The following is a 13,243-nucleotide window of genomic DNA, read 5'->3' on the forward strand; positions in this document are numbered from 1 at the left end:
AATCCTTGAAAATTTTCTCGAAAAAAGTGTTGCAATTCCCATTTGATTGTGCTATCATATTCTAGCGTTTATAAGGCGTGGAGGTTTGCTGCGCCGTCTCACCCAGAACGAGAAAGAGGTGAACACAACATGAAGGAAGGCATCCATCCCAACTACGAACAGACCACGATCAGATGTGCCTGCGGTAACGTGATCGAAACCGGATCTACCAAGAAGGACATCCGCGTGGAAGTCTGCTCCAAGTGTCACCCCTTCTTCACCGGCAAGCAGAAGATGGTGGATACTGGCGGACGCGTCAGCCGCTTCAACAAGAAGTTCGGCCTGGACAAGAAGTAAGTTGGTCAATTCAAGAGCCCGTACCGGTTTCGGTACGGGCTCTTTTCCATCCGAAGCGCATCCCGAGGATACCCGCCGCCGGTGCGGCATAACAATAAGGAGGATGCGGTAAAAACGAAACGGCTGGAGGTAGTGATGATGTTTACCAGAATCGACCCCAAGGAGCTGAACCAGAACGTTTTTTCCCTGATCGGTGACCAGTGGATGCTCATCACCGCCGGGACGAAGGAGAAGTGCAACACCATGACCGCCAGCTGGGGCGGCCTGGGGGTGCTGTGGGGCGGGCCGGTGGCCACCGTCTATATCCGCCCCCAGCGGTACACCCTGGAGTTTGTGGAGAATAGCGGCTATTTTACCCTGTCCTTCTTTGGCGAGGCATACCGCAAGGCCCTGGCCCTGTGCGGGTCCAAGAGCGGCCGGGAGATCGACAAGGTAAAGGAGTGCGGCTTCACGGTGGCGGAGGCCGGGTGCGGCGCGCCCTATTTTGCCGAGGCGGAGCTGGTGCTGGTGTGCCGGAAGGCATACTGGCAGGACATGGATCCCGCCCACTTCCTGGACGGGGAGATCGACAACAAATGGTACCCCGGGAAGGACTATCACCGGATTTTCATCGGGGAGATTGTGGAAGCACTGCGAAAAGAGTAGGGCGGGGGCTTGCCCCCGCTGCGGAGGAACGAATGACAGAAGAGAACAAGACCAACATCAACCGGGCGGTGCTGGCGGGCCTGAACGCCCGCTGCCTGCCCGACGAGGAGAACGCCGACGAGACCTCCATGGAGGAGCTGGAGGAGCTGCTCCAGACCGCCGGGGGCGTGTGCGTGGGGACGGTGTTCCAGAACAAGGACACGCCGGATCCCCGCACCTTCCTGGGAGAGGGCAAGGTGGCGGAGCTGAAGGAGCTGGTGGGGGCCATGGGGGCGGACATGGTGATCGTGGACAACCCCCTGTCCCCGTCCCAGCAGCGGGTGCTGTCCGAGGAGCTGGGCGTCCAGGTGCTGGATCGTGCGGCCCTGATCCTGGACATCTTCGCCCAGCGGGCCCGCACCAAGGAGGGCCGCCTCCAGGTGGAGCTGGCCCAGTACCAGTACCTGCTGCCCCGGCTGCTGGGCATGTGGACTCACCTGGAGCGGCAGGAGGGAGCCATCGGCACCCGGGGCCCCGGCGAGACCCAGCTGGAGACCGACCGGCGGCACATCCGCCGGAAAATTTCCAAGCTGCGGGAGGAGCTGGAGCAGGTTCGGAGAGTGCGGGCCACCCAGCGCTCCCGCCGGGAGAAGAACGAGGTGCCGGTGGTGGCCATCGTGGGCTACACCAACGCGGGAAAGTCCACCCTGCTCAACAGGCTGACCGGGGCGGACATCCCCGCCAACAACCGCCTCTTCGACACCCTGGACACCACCACCCGTACCCTGGAGATCTCCGACACCTGCACAGTGCTCCTCTCCGACACGGTGGGCTTCATCCGCAAGCTGCCCCACCATCTGGTGGAGGCCTTCAAGGCCACCCTGGAGGAGCTGAGCTATGCCGACCTTCTGCTCCACGTGATCGACGCCTCCAACCCGGAGTGGCGGGAGCAGGCGGAGGTGGTGGAGAAGCTGATCGCCGAGCTGGGGGCGGAGCAGACCCCCCGCATCGACGTATTCAACAAGTGCGACAAGTGCCCGGCGGAGATCCTGCCCCACGGGGCGGACATCGTATCCATCTCCGCCAAGACCGGCCAGGGGCTGGACGAGCTGCTGGAGAAGATCGGCGGCCACCTGGACACCGGCGCCTGCCGGGTGGAGCTGTCCATCCCCTACGACAAGGGGGGGCTGGTGGATCTCCTCCACCGGGAGGCCAGGGTGGAGCAGGTGGACTACGGCGAGACCATCCAGGTCACCGCCGTGTGCACCCCTGTCCAGCTGGGGCGCTTGAAGGACTACGTGGTGTCCGGCTGGACGCCGCCCAAGGAGTTTTGGGAGGACTGAGGTATGGCGCGTCGGTTCGCCGCGCCCCACGCGGCTCAGCCCACCCCATTCGTGGCGCGTGACGACCCGGCACGCGCAAAAAGGAGGTAACACCATGCAGACCCTGGAGACCGAACGCCTGATCCTGCGCCCCTTCACTTTGGACGACGCGGAGGGGCTGTACGCCTATGCCAGCCACCCGGAGGTGGGCCCCCCGGCGGGGTGGCATCCCCACCGGAGCCTGGAGGAGAGCCGGCAGGTCATCGAGAGCATCTTTATTCCCTCGGACACCCTGGCAGTGGTGCGTAAGGCCGACGGCCGGCTGATCGGCTCGGCGGGCTTTGTGGGCAAGCACCGGAAGGAGCTGGGGCTGCCCAGCGAGGAGGTGGGCTACTCCCTGGCCCGGGACTGCTGGGGCCGGGGGCTCATCCCCGAGGCGGTTCGGGAGATCCTCCGCCACGCCTTCGCCGATCTGGGCTATCAGGCCATCTGGGCGGCCTACTACGACGGCAACCGCAAGTCCAAGCGGGTGATGCTCAAGTGCGGTATGACCTACCGCCTCTCCCGGGTGGAGCCGGTGGAGCAGCTGGGGGAGACCCGGCTGGCCCACTACTTTGCCATCAGCAGGAGGGAGTGGGAACGATGACGGAATACCTGATCCCCACTGGCCGCGCCGAGACGGAGCTGGTGGAGAAGCGCTCCCGCTTCATCGGCCAGGTGTGGCCGGTGGAGAGCGAGGAGGAGGCCCGGGCCCGCATCGAGGAGACCAAGAAGAAGCACTATGACGCCCGGCACAACTGCTGGTGCTACCGCATCCGGGAGGGGGGCGTGGAGCGGTACTCCGACGACGGGGAGCCCCAGGGCACCGCGGGCCAGCCCATGCTCAACGTGTTCCAGCGGGAGGGAGTCACCAACGTTTGTTGCGTGGTGACCCGGTACTTCGGCGGGGTGCTGCTGGGGGCCGGCGGCCTGGTGCGGGCCTACACCCAGAGTGCCAAGGACGCCCTGGACGCGGCGGGCATCTCGGTGATGCGCCGGTGGGTGGAGGTCACCGTACCCTGCCCCTACTCCTTCTTCGAGCGCCTCAGGCTGGAGGTGGAGGCCGTGGGGGGCGTGCTGGGGGAGACCGAGTACGCCGCCGACGTGACGGTCCACGCCCTGCTGCCCGAGGGGGCGGTGGAGGCCTTCTCCGCCCGGGTCACCGAGCTGACCGCCGGCGGCTCGGCCTGCACCGTGTCCGGGGAGGCCTTCAAGGCCGTCCCCAGAAAATAATATGAACAATTCGTGAATCTTTTGCGAAAAAGAAGGATTTTTCGGCGGAGCGGCGTATATAGCTATAGAGCAAATCGGCGGATAGGAGGGTGAACCGGATGACCCTGCGTGAACAGACCGAGGCCATGGAACGGGAGATGCTCTCCCCCTATGCCTGCCTGTCCTCCCGATCACGGGGGCGGCAGGTGCCTCTGGAGCCCTGCCCCACCCGCACCTGCTTTCAGCGGGACATCGACCGGATTGTCCACTCCAAGGCCTTCCGGCGGCTCAAGCACAAGACCCAGGTGTTCCTGGAGCCGGAGGGGGATCACTACCGCACCCGCATGACCCACACCATCGAGGTCAGCCGCATCGCCCGCACCATCGCCCGGGGCCTGCGGCTCAACGAGGATCTGGCGGAGGCGGCGGCCTACGGCCACGATCTGGGCCACACCCCCTTCGGCCACGCCGGGGAGCGGGTGCTGGCGGAGATCATGCCCGGCGGCTTTGCCCACAACCAGCAGTCCCTCCGGGTGGTAGACCGGCTGGAGAAGGACGGGGAGGGCCTCAACCTGACCTATGAGGTGCGGCGGGGCATCCTCTGCCACACCGGCCCCGACCGGGCGGAGACCCTGGAGGGGCGCCTTCTCCGCCTGGCGGACAAGATCGCCTACATCAATCACGACATCGACGATGCCATCCGGGGCAGGATCATCTACCCCATGGACATACCCCTGTCCGTCTCCCAGGTGCTGGGCTTCACCCACTCGGAGCGGATCAACACCCTGACGGTGGACGTGATCACCGCCAGCGCCGGAAAGGACGAGATTCTCCAGTCCCCCGCCTGCCGGGACGCCATGCACGAGCTGCGGGAGTTCATGTTTGAGTATGTCTACCGCAACCCGGTGGCCAAGGGGGAGGAGGGCAAGGCCCAGGACATGCTCCGCCGCCTGTTCGAGTACTATGTAAAGGAGCCGGACAAGCTGCCGCCGGAGTACCAGGACATCCGGTATGAGGAGGGTGTGGAGCGGGCGGTCTGCGACTACATCTCCGGCATGACGGACAAGTACGCGGTGGAGCGGTTCGGCGAGGCGTTCATCCCCAAGTCGTGGAGCGTGAAGTAGGGCCGCCAAATACGGCGGCCGCAGGCCGCGCGGGGCGTATGAATCTGGTATATTGTGGTAAACATAGTCGGAAGGAGGGCGGGCCGTGCCGATCCCGGAACAATTTATCGACGAGCTGGTGGCCCGCAGCGAGATTTCCGACGTGGTTTCCTCCTATGTCCACCTGACCAAGAAGGGGAACAACCTGTGGGGCCTGTGCCCCTTTCACAACGAAAAGACCCCCTCCTTTTCCGTCTCGCCGGATAAGCAGATCTACCACTGCTTCGGCTGCGGCAAGGGAGGCGGGGTGATCTCCTTTATTATGGAGATGGAGAACCTGTCCTTCCCCGACGCGGTGCGCCTGCTGGCCCAGCGGGCGGGGATGGAGGTGCCGGAGACGGGCACCGACGAGGCGGGCCGGAAAAAGCGGGCCCGGCTTCTGGCGGCCAACAAGGACGCCGCCCGGTTCTACCACGACTATCTGAAAAGCCCGGGGGGCGCGCGGGTGCGGGACTACATCGCCCAGCGGCAGCTCACCCCCCGCACCGCCACCCGCTTCGGCCTGGGGGCCGCCCCCGACCAGTGGGACGGCCTGACAAGGGCCCTCACGGAAAAGGGCTACAGCAAGATGGAGCTCATCGACGCGGGCCTGGCGGTGGCTGGGAAAAACGGCGGCATCTACGACAAGTTCCGCGCCCGGCTCATGCTCCCCGTCATCGATGTGCGGGGGGACGTGGTGGGCTTCACCAGCCGCATCCTGCCGGGGGTGGAGGGGCCCAAGTACCTGAATACCCCGGAGACCATGGTGTTCCACAAGGGCCGGCTGATCTACGCCCTCAACTTCGCCAAGAGCACCAAGCGGCCCAACCTGGTGCTGGTGGAGGGCAACATCGATGTGATCACCCTCCACCAGGCGGGCTTTGACAATGTGGTGGCCACCATGGGCACCGCCCTCACCGAGGAGCACGCCCGCATCCTGGCCCGGTACACCAAGGAGCTGGTGCTCTGCTACGACAACGACGCGGCGGGGAAGCAGTCCACCGACCGGGTGCTCAACATCCTGAAGAACGCCAACCTGAACGTGCGGGTGCTCCAGCTGCCCAACGCCTACGACGCTGAGGGCAAGCCCATCAAGCAGGATCCCGACGATTTTGTAAAGAAATTCGGCCCCGCCGCCTTTGAGAAGTGCCTCAACGGCAGCGCGGGGCAGAATGACTACCGGCTGGAGACCCTGCTGCAAAAGCACAACACGGCAGACGAGGAGGGCCGCATGGCCTTTCTGCGGGAGGCGGTGGAGACTGTGGCGGCCCTCCCCAGCCCTATTGAGCGGGAGATCTACGGAAACAAGGCCGCCGCCGCCGCGGGCATCTCCGGCACTGCCTTCGCCCAGGAGGTGGAGCGGTACCGGAAAAACCGGGCGTGGCAGGCCAGAAAGCGGCAGGAGCGGAAGGAGCTGACCCCGGCGGCCCAGCTCCAGCCCAGGGAGCGGGAGCTGCGGTACGAGAACATCCGCTCCGCCCGGGCGGAGGAGGGGGTGATCCGCCTGCTCCTGCTGGAGCCGGCCCTGTTTCCCCAGGTGGAGGGGGCCCTGGGGCCGGAGCAGTTCTCCGCCCCGGTGCTGGCCAGGATTTACGCCCTGCTGTGCCAGCGGCACCGGGAGGGGCGTTCCACCCAGCTGGCGGCCCTCACCGGGGCGCTGACGGCGGACGAGATGAGCCACCTGGTTCGCGTGATGGATCAGCCGGAGGCACTGGCCCACAGCAGCCAGGCCCTCCGCGATTACATAGAGATCATTCAGACCGAGGCCCTCAAGCGGGGCGGGGGCGGGCAGGACGACCCCCTGCTGGCGGCGCGGGAAAAGTTCAGAGAAAGAAAAGCGTATGGAGGATAACCGAATGAGCGAGAAGAAGACCACCGGCAAGCAGGAGCACACCCTTACCCTGGAGGATCAGGCCAAGCTGGCCCAGGCCAACGCCAAGAAGATGGAGCAGGGCAAGATCGAGGTCATGAAGGTGGTGGAGGGTGTCCAGGGTGCCGAAAAGCTGGCGGAGCTGATTGAAAAGGGCAAGAAGAACGGCAAGCTGTCGGCCAGTGAGCTGATGGACGTGCTGGAGAACATGGCCCTGGAAAGCGACCAGATGGACAAGATCTACGATACCCTGGAGAACCTGGGCATTGACACGGTGGGGGATGACTATCTCACCGAGCTGGCCGACGACGTGGGCCCGCAGCTGGAGGATCTGGGCGACATCGAGGAGATCCCCGAGGAGGAGATCGTAGATCCCAACACGCTGGTGGACTCCTTCGGCATTGACGACCCCGTGCGCATGTATCTGAAGGAGATCGGCAAGGTGAACCTGCTCACTCCCGACGAGGAGATCCAGCTGGCCCAGGATATGGGCGCCGGCGACGCCGCCAAGGAGCAGCTGGCCGAGCTGGAGAAGGCCCGCAAGGCGGGGGAGGAGAGCCCCATCTCCGAGGAGGACGAGAAGGAGCTGCGCCGCCTGCTGAAGCGGGGCGAGGCGGCCAAGCAGCGCCTGGCCGAGGCCAACCTGCGCCTGGTGGTATCCATCGCCAAGCGGTATGTGGGCCGGGGCATGCTCTTCCTGGATCTGATCCAGGAGGGCAATCTGGGCCTGATCAAGGCGGTGGAGAAGTTCGACTACACCAAGGGCTACAAGTTCTCCACCTATGCCACCTGGTGGATCCGCCAGGCCATCACCCGGGCCATTGCCGACCAGGCCCGCACCATCCGCATCCCCGTCCATATGGTGGAGACCATCAACAAGGTCATCCGGGTGTCCCGCCAGCTCCTCCAGGAGCTGGGGCACGACCCCTCCCCCGAGGAGATCGCCGAGGAGATGGGCATGCCCGTGGACAAGGTGCGGGAGATCCTGAAGATCGCCCAGGAGCCCGTCTCCCTGGAAACCCCCATCGGTGAGGAGGAGGACTCCCACCTGGGAGACTTCATCCCCGACGAGGACGCCTCCGAGCCCTCTGAGGCCGCCTCCTTCACCCTGCTCAAGGAGCAGCTGGTGGACGTGCTGTCCACCCTGACCCCCCGGGAGGAGAAGGTGCTCAAGCTGCGCTTCGGCATCGAGGACGGCCGCACCCGCACCCTGGAGGAAGTGGGCAAGGAGTTCAACGTCACCCGGGAGCGCATCCGCCAGATTGAGGCCAAGGCCCTCAGAAAACTGCGCCACCCCAGCCGGAGCAAAAAGCTGAAGGATTTTTTGAACTGAGATAGGGGAAGCTGCTTGGCAGGTGTGGGCGCAGTTTGGGGCCCCCACGGAAGCCCAGCCCTGCGGGTTCCGTGGGGAGAGCCGGAGCGGCGGAGTGAGTGAGCTTTCGCCAGAGGCGGAAGCGAAGGATACGCAGCCCGTGACGGCGATGCGGCATCCTTCCAGAAGCAAGAAGCTGAAGGATTTCCTGAACTGATCAACAAGAAAAAGGGGCCCGCCGTGTAGATCATGCGGCGGGCTCCTTCTGTATATTCTCCTTGTTTTGGCAAAGACTATGGGCGACAACCAAACAAGGAGGTTTTTGACTTGAAACACCGCGCCCTTCTGCGCCGCGCCCTGCCCCTGGCAGTGCTGGCGGCCTTCCTGTTCGCGCTCCAGCTGCCCGCCTCCGCCTTTTTCTTTGGACAGACGGAGGAATCCACGGTGGCGCCCATCTCCAAAAACGGCCCGCTGGGGGAGCCCATCTCCTTTTCTGAGGCGGACTTTGTGGTGGACGGCTCCGGTAAGCTGGACAGCATTGTGATCACCAGCCTGCCGGACACCGGCGCCGGCATCCTGAACCTGGGCGGCCGGGCCATCCAGGTGGGGGATGTGATCGCCATGGACGCCGTGGCGGGCCTCTGCTTCACTCCCATGGCCGCCCCGGCCTCAGATGCGGCCGGCTTCCGGTTCACCCCTGTCTTTGCCGATGGGCAGAGCGGGGAGGAGGTATCGGTGGAGCTCCACCTGCTGTCTGAGGCCAACGGAGCCCCGGTGGCGGAGCACCTGACCCTCACCACCTATAAAAATGTGGCGGTCACCGGGCAGTTTTCGGCGGTGGATCCCGAGGGGGATCTGATCACCTATCACCTGATCAAAAAGCCGGCCCGCGGTGCAGTCACTATGCCGGAGGAGGGAAGCTCCACTTTCGTCTATACCCCCTATGAGGACAAGACCGGCAAGGACTCCTTCACCTATGTGGCGGTGGACGCGGTGGGCAACGCCTCCGACCCGGCCACGGTGAAGCTCAGGATCGAAAAGCCCGATACCAAGGTCACCTACAGCGACATGGAGGGAGATCCCGCCCACAAGGCGGCCATCCGACTGGCGGAGGAGGGCATCTACGTGGGTGAGTGCATGGGCGGGGCCTATTTCTTCCAGCCGGATGCCGCCGTCACCCGGGGGGAGTTTGTGGCCATGGCCATGGATGCCGCCGGCGTGGAGGCCCTGGCCGGTGTGGAGCGCACCGGCTTTGCCGACGACGAGGCCATCCCCACCTGGGCCAAGGCATACGCCGCCTCCGCCCTGAAGGCAGGCCTGGTGCAGGGCAGCCGTGACGCGGACGGCCAGGTGGTGTTCCAGGCGGAGGAGCCCATTACCGCCGCCGAGGCGGCGGTGCTTCTGGATCGCGCCCTCCAGGTCACCGATGTATCCGCCGAGACCTGGGCCGCGGAAGGGGTGCCCGCCTGGGCGGCCCAGTCGGCGGCCAATCTGGCGACCTGCGGGGTGCTTCCGGCGGGCAGCAGCCTGGGCGAGACCCTCACCCGGGGAGAGGCCGCCCAGATGCTCTGCTCCGCGCTGGAGCTGCTGGACAGCCGGGACACGGGCTGGTTCTGAGCTCCGAGACTGCGGCCAGGCGCCTTTATGCGCCTGGCCGCGCTGTTATTCCGGGGAAAAAGCGGGAAACAGGTTGAGAATCGGGGCTGGTCGTGCTATAATATACCACTAGCGCGTATGATGTGATCGTAGACTCTCTATCGAGGTGTATTATGAAAATCGTTGTGTTGGCGGGGGGCCTCTCCCCGGAGCGGAATGTGTCCCTCTCTACGGGCACCATGGTGGCGGAGGCCCTGCGGGCCCTGGGCCACCGGGCGGGCCTGATCGATATGTACTTCGGCCTGGAGGGCGGCGGGGCGGACGAGTCCTTTTTTGACGCGCCCATCTCCGAGGCCTACAAAAAGGTGAGCCGGCAGGCGCCGGATCTGGAGGAGGTGCGGCGCAGCCGCCCGGGGGACAGCGGGAGCCTGTTCGGCCCCGGCGTGCTGGAGCTGTGCCGGATGGCGGATCTGGTGTTCCTGGCCCTCCACGGCACCTGCGGGGAGGACGGCCGGGTGCAGGCCGCCTTTGAGCTGCTGGGCATCCCCTACACCGGCGCGGGCTACCTGGGCAGCGCCATCGCCATGGACAAGGATCTGACCAAGCGGATGGTGGCCGACGTGGTGTCCACCCCCGGCTGGAAGACGGTGGAGTACACCGAGGGGGACATCGAGGGACTGGTAAAAACCGCCCGGCTGCCTCTGGTGGTGAAGCCGGTGGCCAGTGGCTCCTCCATCGGCGTGTCCATTGTCCACACCCACGACGAGCTGCGGAAGGCCCTCACCGACGGCCTGGCCCTGGGCGGCCGCACGGTGCTGGAGGAGTACATCAAGGGCCGGGAGATCCAGGTGGGCATCCTGGAGGACAAAGCCCTGCCCTCCATTGAGATCATCCCCAAGCAGGGGTTCTACGACTACGAGAACAAGTACCAGCCCGGCGCGGCCCTGGAGGTCTGCCCGTCGGAGATCACCCCGGCGGAGGAGGAGAAGGTGCGCGCCGCCGCCCTGCGGGTGTACCAGACCCTGGGCCTGTCGGTGTACTCCCGGGCGGACTTCATCCTCACCGCCGACGGGGAGCCCTGGTTCCTGGAGATCAACACCCTGCCCGGCATGACCCCCACCAGCCTGCTGCCCCAGGAGGCGGCCGCGGCGGGGATCGACTACAACCAGCTGTGTGAGCGCATTGTGTACGCCTCTCTGGAGGCCCGAAAACAGGGAAGATAAGGAAGCGAGGACAGGATTATGGAGCCCATGACCATTCGAGAGATTCTGGACGCGGTGGGCGGCAGGCTGCTGGGCGAGTTCGGCGACGTGAACCGCACGGTGAGCCGGGTGGAGACCGACAGCCGCACCATCCACGCCGGATCCCTCTTTGTGCCCCTGATGGGGGAGCGCTTTGACGGCCACGCCTATATCAACTCCGCCCTGGAGGGGGGCGCGGCGGGCTGCTTCACCCAGCGGGAGCGGGAGAGCTACCTGCCCGGCAAGTTCTACATCAAGGTGGACTCCACCCAGCGTGCCCTGCGGGATCTGGCCAGGTATTACAAGAAAAAGTTTCCCATACCCGTGGTGGCCCTGACGGGCTCGGTGGGCAAGACCACCACCAAGGACATGGTGGCCGCGGTTCTGGGGGAGAAGTACAGGGTACTCAAGACCGAGGGCAATCTGAACAACGAGATCGGGGTGCCCATGACCCTGCTGCGGCTGAGCAGCGAGCACGAGATCGCCGTGCTGGAGCTGGGCATGAACCACGCCGGGGAGATCGACTATCTCTCCGCCATGGTGGAGCCCGACGTGGTGCTGATGACCAACATCGGCGACTCCCACATCGAGCACTTCGGCTCCCGGGAGAAGATCCTGGAGGCCAAGAGCGAGATCTTCCACCACGCCAGGCCGGACGCCTTTGTGGTGATCAACGGGGACGACCCCCTGCTCAGCACCCTGCCCGGCAGGCTGCCCTTCTCCTTCACCCGCATCGGTGCCGGGGAGGGTCTGGACTACCGGGCCGTGGACGTGGAGAGCGACGGCGCCAGCCGCATGACCTGCCGGATCGTCGCCCCCTCCGGGGAGTTCCCGGTGGAGATCCCCGCCCTGGGGGCGCACATGATCTACCCCACCCTCATGGCGGCGGCGGTGGGAGAGCACTTCGGCCTGACCCACCAGCAGATTGCCGACGGCGTGCTCCACTTCGCCCCCACCAAGATGCGGATGAACATCCTCCACCGGGGGGAGGGGATTACCGTCCTCAATGACGCATACAACGCCAATCCCCAGTCCATGCGGGCGGCGGTGCAGGTGCTCTCCGGCGCCAGGGGGGAGTACAAGGTGGCCGTGCTGGGCGACATGTTCGAGCTGGGCCCCCTGGCCCCCGCCCTCCACGCCGGCATCGGCGATTACCTGGGAAAAGCGGGCATCCACTGCCTGGTGGCGGTGGGGGAGCTGGCCAAGCACATTTACGACGCGGCCAAATCCGCCGGCGTGCCCGAGTGCCATTACTGCCCCACCAAGGAGGCGGCCAAGCCCGTGCTGGACGGCCTGGTGAGGCCCAACACCACCATTCTGGTCAAGGCATCCCGGGGCATGGCTATGGAGGAGCTGGTGGACTACCTGCTGGAGATCACCAAGGAGGCATAAAAAGTGCCCGCCGGATCAGCTGATCCGGCGGGCGGACGGCGGGGGCAAGCCCCGCCCTGCTGCCATTTGCGTTGGAAAAATCCGTGCAGGGCGCGGCATCCCTGACGCGCCGCAGCCGTTCACTCACCCGAAAAGCTTGGACAGGTTTTCTTTGAAAGGCGGGTAGATGACCCCCTTCTCGGTGATGATGCCGGTGACCAGGCTGTGGGGGGTCACGTCAAAGGCGGGGTTGTACACCTCCACCTGGGCCGGGGCGGTCTGGACGCCGTAGAGGGTGCGTACCTCGTCCTTGTCCCGCTCCTCGATGGGAATGCCGCTGCCGTCGGGCAGGGTCAGGTCGATGGTGGAGCAGGGGAGGGCCACATAGAAGGGCACCCCGTGGTGGTGGGCGTTGACCGCCACCGAATAGGTACCGATCTTGTTGGCGAAGTCGCCGTTGGCGGCCATGCGGTCGCACCCCACCACCACCAGGTCGATCTTCCCCTTGGCCATCAGGCTGGCCGCCATGTTGTCGGCGATCAGGGTGGCGGGGATGTGGTCGTGAACCAGCTCGTAGGCGGTGAGGCGGGCGCCCTGGAGCAGGGGGCGGGTCTCGTCGGCGTAAACCATCTCCACTTTACCCAGCTCGTGAGCCGCCCGGATCACCCCCAGGGCGGTACCGTAGCCGCCGGTGGCCAGGGCCCCGGCGTTGCAGTGGGTGAGGATGCGGGCGTGCTCCGGCACCACCGCCGCCCCGTAAGCCCCCATTGCTTTACACATGGCCACGTCCTCGGCGTGGATGGCCTTGGCCTCCTCCACCAGGACGGCGGGGTCACCGCCGCAGTCCTCCGCCCTGTTCGCCATGCGCTCCAGCGCCCAGAACAGGTTCACCGCTGTGGGGCGACTGGAGGCCAGGACGGCCCTGGCCTCCCCCAGATCCTCCCCGGCCAGGGCGGCCAGGCAGTAGGCGTAGGCGGCGGTGACGCCGATGGCGGGGGCCCCCCGCACCACCATGGTGCGGATGGCATCGGCCACGGGGCGGTAGTCGGTATAGGAAATCCACGCCTCGGTGACGGGGAGCTTGGTCTGATCCAGTAAGTAAAGGGTATTTCCTTCCCAGCGGATGGCGTCCATAGGGAAAACCTCCATTCCTTGATTTCACTTGTTACTATAACACA

At 65.4% G+C, this 13,243-nt stretch carries 12 protein-coding genes; 11 read left to right on the forward strand and 1 reads right to left on the reverse strand.

Going from position 1 to position 13,243, the window contains the following annotated elements:
- Positions 1-129 precede the first annotated feature (129 nt).
- The 11 genes from rpmE to murF all read left to right on the forward strand — a co-directional run bounded on the left by rpmE (position 130) and on the right by murF (position 12,086).
- On the forward strand, positions 130-336 hold the full coding sequence (rpmE, locus tag B5E42_RS02380; RefSeq protein ID WP_087236514.1) for a 50S ribosomal protein L31: 207 nt from the start codon (positions 130-132) through the stop codon (positions 334-336).
- A gap of 138 nt (positions 337-474) precedes the next feature.
- Positions 475-981 carry a flavin reductase gene (locus B5E42_RS02385; RefSeq protein ID WP_087236643.1) on the forward strand — a complete coding sequence of 169 codons (507 nt, stop codon included), beginning with the start codon at positions 475-477 and terminating at the stop codon, positions 979-981.
- 32 nt (positions 982-1,013) lie between these two features.
- The gene (gene hflX, locus B5E42_RS02390; protein WP_087236517.1) at positions 1,014-2,303 is read left to right on the forward strand and encodes a GTPase HflX; all 1,290 of its coding nucleotides are present in this window, start codon (positions 1,014-1,016) and stop codon (positions 2,301-2,303) included.
- Between the two features lie 94 nt (positions 2,304-2,397).
- Entirely contained in the window at positions 2,398-2,928 is a 531-nt protein-coding gene (locus tag B5E42_RS02395) for a GNAT family N-acetyltransferase (RefSeq protein WP_087236519.1), read from the forward strand.
- Positions 2,925-3,554 carry a YigZ family protein gene (locus tag B5E42_RS02400; protein ID WP_087236521.1) on the forward strand — a complete coding sequence of 210 codons (630 nt, stop codon included), beginning with the start codon at positions 2,925-2,927 and terminating at the stop codon, positions 3,552-3,554. Before B5E42_RS02395 ends, B5E42_RS02400 begins: the two co-directional genes overlap by 4 nt.
- Positions 3,555-3,652: 98 nt before the next feature.
- Positions 3,653-4,657: a deoxyguanosinetriphosphate triphosphohydrolase gene (locus tag B5E42_RS02405; RefSeq protein ID WP_087236523.1), complete on the forward strand. Its 1,005-nt coding sequence runs from the start codon at positions 3,653-3,655 to the stop codon at positions 4,655-4,657.
- A gap of 85 nt (positions 4,658-4,742) precedes the next feature.
- Complete coding sequence (gene dnaG / locus B5E42_RS02410) at positions 4,743-6,527, forward strand: DNA primase (RefSeq protein ID WP_087236525.1); 1,785 nt, start codon at positions 4,743-4,745, stop codon at positions 6,525-6,527.
- Positions 6,528-6,642: 115 nt separating this feature from the next.
- A complete protein-coding gene (gene rpoD / locus B5E42_RS02415; protein ID WP_087236644.1) occupies positions 6,643-7,878 on the forward strand; it encodes an RNA polymerase sigma factor RpoD in 1,236 nt (411 codons plus the stop codon).
- Between the two features lie 306 nt (positions 7,879-8,184).
- The gene (locus B5E42_RS02420; RefSeq protein ID WP_087236527.1) at positions 8,185-9,474 is read left to right on the forward strand and encodes an Ig-like domain-containing protein; all 1,290 of its coding nucleotides are present in this window, start codon (positions 8,185-8,187) and stop codon (positions 9,472-9,474) included.
- Between the two features lie 152 nt (positions 9,475-9,626).
- Entirely contained in the window at positions 9,627-10,676 is a 1,050-nt protein-coding gene (locus B5E42_RS02425) for a D-alanine--D-alanine ligase (RefSeq protein ID WP_087236530.1), read from the forward strand.
- An 18-nt stretch (positions 10,677-10,694) separates the two neighbouring features.
- Entirely contained in the window at positions 10,695-12,086 is a 1,392-nt protein-coding gene (gene murF / locus B5E42_RS02430; protein WP_087236532.1) for a UDP-N-acetylmuramoyl-tripeptide--D-alanyl-D-alanine ligase, read from the forward strand.
- A 123-nt stretch (positions 12,087-12,209) separates the two neighbouring features.
- Here murF and mtnA read toward each other — a convergent pair whose 3' ends face one another.
- Positions 12,210-13,199, reverse strand: coding sequence for an S-methyl-5-thioribose-1-phosphate isomerase (gene mtnA, locus B5E42_RS02435; protein ID WP_087236535.1), 990 nt, complete (start codon positions 13,197-13,199; stop codon positions 12,210-12,212).
- Positions 13,200-13,243 lie beyond the last annotated feature (44 nt).

This window comes from Flavonifractor sp. An10 (assembly GCF_002161215.1).
GTDB classification, from domain to species: Bacteria; Bacillota; Clostridia; order Oscillospirales; family Oscillospiraceae; genus Flavonifractor; species Flavonifractor avistercoris.